4 protein-coding genes are annotated in these 4,546 nt (G+C 52.4%); 1 reads left to right on the forward strand and 3 read right to left on the reverse strand.

Annotation, left to right across the window (positions count from 1 at the left end; all coding sequences use genetic code 11):
* Together LQ220_RS24635 and LQ220_RS24640 are read right to left on the reverse strand one after the other, a co-directional pair.
* Window positions 1-418 (reverse strand): sugar phosphate nucleotidyltransferase (locus tag LQ220_RS24635; protein ID WP_253073298.1); only part of this gene is annotated, 418 nt, incomplete at its 3' end.
* Window positions 419-630: 212 nt separating this feature from the next.
* Window positions 631-1,413: a hypothetical protein gene (locus LQ220_RS24640; protein WP_230190607.1), complete on the reverse strand. Its 783-nt coding sequence runs from the start codon at window positions 1,411-1,413 to the stop codon at window positions 631-633.
* Between the two features lie 406 nt (window positions 1,414-1,819).
* Here LQ220_RS24640 and galE point away from each other — a divergent pair, with 406 nt between their 5' ends.
* Window positions 1,820-2,824, forward strand: coding sequence for a UDP-glucose 4-epimerase GalE (galE, locus tag LQ220_RS24645; protein WP_230190608.1), 1,005 nt, complete (start codon window positions 1,820-1,822; stop codon window positions 2,822-2,824).
* A gap of 509 nt (window positions 2,825-3,333) precedes the next feature.
* Here the strand turns inward: galE and LQ220_RS24650 are convergent.
* Window positions 3,334-3,828, reverse strand: a complete 495-nt coding sequence (locus tag LQ220_RS24650) for a hypothetical protein (protein ID WP_230190609.1) — start codon at window positions 3,826-3,828, stop codon at window positions 3,334-3,336.
* Between the last annotated feature and the right edge of the window lie 718 nt (window positions 3,829-4,546).

The raw sequence follows: 4,546 nt of genomic DNA on the forward strand, positions 1-4,546 counted from the left end.
GGCAGCCGGGTTTGCCGTGCATGAATTCGTCGGGCAGGATGATAGCGAAAGGTTCGTCGCCCACGATGTCGCGTGCGCACCAGATCGCGTGGCCAAGGCCCAAAGGCTCCTGCTGACGGATGAAGACCGCGTTACCCGGAGCAAGGCGCGTGCCTTCGAGCGCCGACATATCCTTGCCGCGCTCGCGCTGTGTCGATTCGAGTTCGAACGCCATGTCGAAATGGTCCTCGATCGCATTCTTGCCGCGACCGGTGACGAAGATCATCTGCTCGATGCCTGCTTCGATGGCTTCATCGACGGCATATTGGATCAGGGGGCGGTCGACAACCGCCAGCAATTCCTTGGGCACCGCCTTGGTAGCGGGCAGGAAGCGGGTGCCGAGACCGGCGACCGGGAAAACAGCCTTCTTAACGCGCATATACCCTCACTATCGCTCGCCGAAATTCCACAGCGCTATCTGCGCATGCTTATTCAGCACCTTTGCCATGTAATTGTTACACAACATGGCAAAAATCCACCTCTATTTGACGAGATCTAAGATAAATTCGTAAGGTTTCCATAGTTTTTTGCTGTGCACCATGATCTCTAGGCGTTGTAGCCATACAGCCGCTCACACAGAATTTAAGACGCTTAGAAGCTGTTGGTAATAATCCCGATTACAGGGAAAATTTCGCGAATCATAGATCTTGGAATCTCGATTTTTTTGTTACCCTGCTCGTAAAATTCCACGACGATATGCGATCCTTTCCGCTCCGCCACCCTGGCAAAAAACACCATCTGGCTGTCATCGACTAACCGCAGGCGTATAAAAGCATCCGCATTTGACATGACTGGTTTGACAGAGTCGACGACCGCAATCTCTGCGGGACACAAGCGGGGATACATGGCATCGCCGGCGACATAGATTCCGAAAAAACGGTCATCATCGTCATTTCCATCGCCCCACCAGGCGACATGCGTGACAGGATTTAAACTAAGATCGCTCCAGGCTTCTATTTTGCCCAGTCCTTCTTTCAGTTCGATGGTCTTACTGTCCGCAGTCCCAATAGCGCCAGCTTCCAGGCTAAATACTGCAATATGGCCAGGCCCGGTGGCGGGTTCTGCTTTCAACATCGGTTCAACGGCTGCTGATATCGGTTCCTGCGCTGCTGATATCGGTTGTACGGCTGCTGATATGGGATGGGAAAGAAAAGACGGGAAGGCGCGTTTAATCTTGGCGATGCTCCTGCTTGACAAGGTAAAGCGTACGGTTGGGACTGGATAAATCCGTGTTATTGTAGAGGGAGACAATCCACTACGCCTTGCGATCTCCGTAGGGGTGCATCCCGTTTTACGGCAAATCTCTTCAATAAATCGTGTAGCATCGGCCTGCACCGGGTCGGCCGTGGGAAATATCGTTCTCGGCTTTTGCATCGGCGTTCACTCTACAAATGTAGCTAGGACAATCGTCCGATATTAGGTTAAATGTGACGGAATGCAAATCACATGACTTCAGTGCATGCGTTTTACGCAGGCGCAATCATGTTCGTGTCCCAGTCGAAAAATCCCGCTGGAACAAAAAAATACTCATAGAATATCGAGTTGCAGGTGATAGCGCGACAAGGACTTAACACTGTCATGTTGTGCATTATTGCCAAAAGGCTTCTTGCACCTCCGTTATATCTGTTTGACTCCGTGGGAAAGATCGACCCTCATGCAAAATAGCAGGACGATACTATCAGATTCTCAAGACACTTGATTCCGCTGCCGTTGCCTGTGCAAGGGTTCCCAACCTCTTTCCGCGTCCCTACTCGCTGCGGAGATGGCATGGAGTGACGAGATGACGGACAAGCCCACAGTTTTGGTGACCGGCGGCGCAGGCTATATCGGCAGCCATGCCGTGCTGGCGTTGCGCGATGCGGGCTGGCCGGTTGCGGTTATCGACAATCTGGTGACGGGTTTCCGCTGGGCCGTGCCCGACGATGTGCCCTTCACCCAGGGCGATATCGAGGATCAGCCGCTGGTCGAAGCGTTGCTGCGTGAGCAGAATATCGGCGCGATCATGCATTTCGCCGGGTCCGTAGTGGTGCCGGAATCGGTGTCCGATCCGCTGAAATATTATCACAATAACACCGTCAAAAGCCGCGCGCTCATCGAAAGCGCGGTGCGGTGCGGTGTGCCGCATTTCATCTTCTCCTCCACCGCCGCGACATATGGCACGCCGGAGGAAAGCCCGGTGCGCGAGGAGACGCCGCAGCGGCCGATCAATCCCTATGGCATGTCGAAGCTGATGACCGAGGCGATGCTGACCGATGTCGCGGCTGCGCATCCGATGAACTATTGCGCGCTACGGTACTTCAACGTGGCGGGCGCCGATCCGCGCGCGCGGACGGGCCAGTCGACGGCAGGCGCGACGCACCTGATCAAGGTGGCGGTCGAGGCAGCATTGGGCAAGCGCGACCATGTAAGCATCTTCGGCACGGATTTCGACACGCCCGACGGCACGGGGGTGCGCGACTATATCCACGTCAGCGACCTGGCGGCGGCGCATGTGCTGGCGCTGGAAGCGTTACGCGCCGATCCCAAGGCGAGCCATCGGCTGAACTGCGGCTATGGCAAGGGCTTTTCCGTAATGGAAGTATTGGATGCCGTGGACCGGGTGACCAACCGCACGATCCACCGCAGGCTGGAGGGCCGCCGGGCGGGCGATCCCGCTGCGCTGATTTCCGACAACAGCGCCATCCTCGCGCGCTTCCCGTGGAAGCCGCAACATGCCGATCTGGATCAGATCGTGACGCATGCCTTGGTGTGGGAGCGCAAGCTGAGCGAGCGTGAAACGATGTAAGTGCGAACGGAGCATATCTGCGCACTATCATCGATATGGCCGACCTACGGAATTTTGGTCAAATTCTATGAAATCCAAAAAAAGCCAATTGGCCACGCCGACACTTGAGCAACACGCCCCAAGCATATCTACAGCAAAGCGGATGTGAACCTTAAGGGATGTAGCTACCACTGCTACGAGCGATGCTTCTGAGGTCAAGGTAGCTATCAGCGCCAATGTGGGCAGAAAGCCTGCTTACTTTACTATCGCAATGCTGGTTTCAAAGCTGAAGTCTTTTTATAGATAAGAGCCAGATACCACTGGATTCCTAAAATTTTCAGTTAAATTTCGCGCATCTTCTAGCCGTCGATAATATGCAAAATCAAATTTCTCAATCACTGCAAACAACAACATGCGCCGTGCGAAGTAATTCATTCGATACATCGATAATCAAAAGTTCTCATTAACGGAATCTAGAATGGCAGAGTGCAACTTCCTTTGTCCCTTTTATACACCGAACATAGAAATTCTCAATCACGATAGCGATCTGCATACCATCTGTTGAAATTTTCCAACATGAGTTTGGAAGGGCGTATAAAGATACGCCTGCCATCGCCCGGGTCTGACTTTTTCAATAACAACCCCCGCGCTTCGAAGGTTCCCACCCAACGCAGAACCGTGGAATAGGGAATTTTGGTAGCCTTATATATACTGGAAACCGTGGTCAAATCGCCCGCGATGTACCCCTCTATTAAGCATAAAATGATGTCCCACGCTGGATCAGAGAACATTTCTCCAGGGAAATGCTGATTTCTCTTCTGCCTTTCCTGATTGAGTTTTCGTATATCCTCTAATTGCACGTCAAAAGTTTTTATCTTCTTGGTATCAAGCTTCGCCGAAACACCATTACCACTAGCCAGGTCAAGATCGATCATCTCGAGTAACGACGTAACTTTAGAATTTATCTTTAAGGACTGCTCAGCAAGCTCACGCAGTTCCAACCGATATTTATTGATATCTGTCATATATACCTTAAGCACCTATTGAGCATTATAAATAATATATTCGCTTATATAGCAAGTGCATTGCGCCACTCTCTTAGGTCGCGCGCCGCACTTCCTGTAAAGGTCACATGAATTGATCGCCTGTGCGCTAATTCACCACTTTCCGGTCAGGCACAGAAATAAATGTAGCACAACGCTTTAGCAAGCCGACGAACTGGAATTTCAAAACAGCGCTCAGGGCAGCCGCTGCCAGGATAGTCAGCACCTTGGACACATCTTGGCGATTACCTTGGCACAAGTCCCGTTATCGTTCCATCCTTTCAGCCCCGTGACGATCTCATGCTAGCGGCTCATAGCGGAGGGGGTTCGGTGCAAATTGATGCCCCCGCACTGACTGTCGGCCACAATGCTACTGTCTCTTCAGTCATCTTGTGGTCGGGCAAGGCGGAGACGGTCTTAGTTAACGCTAATAAATGTCGCTCGGCGGCGGTTACATTAAAAAATGACCCCGCTTCTTTCCAATATAACCACCGCACTTGCAACGAATGTGAACATGGACTTGCTCATCGCTTGGAATTGCCGCATGCTTATCCCTGCTGCGGATCTTTCCCTTAGAGCGGTTTCCACACGATCTGACTCGTCAGGGATTCCCTTCGCGGCGCCGTTGTGATTCAGCCTTCCTGCTGGTGGCAGGAGGCCAGCATGGATGGCACGAACGCTATCACAGGATCTTCGGGAC

Origin of the sequence: Sphingobium sp. CECT 9361 (assembly GCF_918741285.1) — a bacterium.
Taxonomy (GTDB): domain Bacteria; phylum Pseudomonadota; class Alphaproteobacteria; order Sphingomonadales; family Sphingomonadaceae; genus Sphingobium.

Coding starts and splice junctions, on each gene's coding strand:
- LQ220_RS24640 (WP_230190607.1), bottom strand. CDS start 1,413: ATGCAAAAGCCGAGAACGATATTTCCCACGGCCGACCCGGTGCAGGCC.
- galE (WP_230190608.1), top strand. CDS start 1,820: ATGACGGACAAGCCCACAGTTTTGGTGACCGGCGGCGCAGGCTATATC.
- LQ220_RS24650 (WP_230190609.1), bottom strand. CDS start 3,828: ATGACAGATATCAATAAATATCGGTTGGAACTGCGTGAGCTTGCTGAG.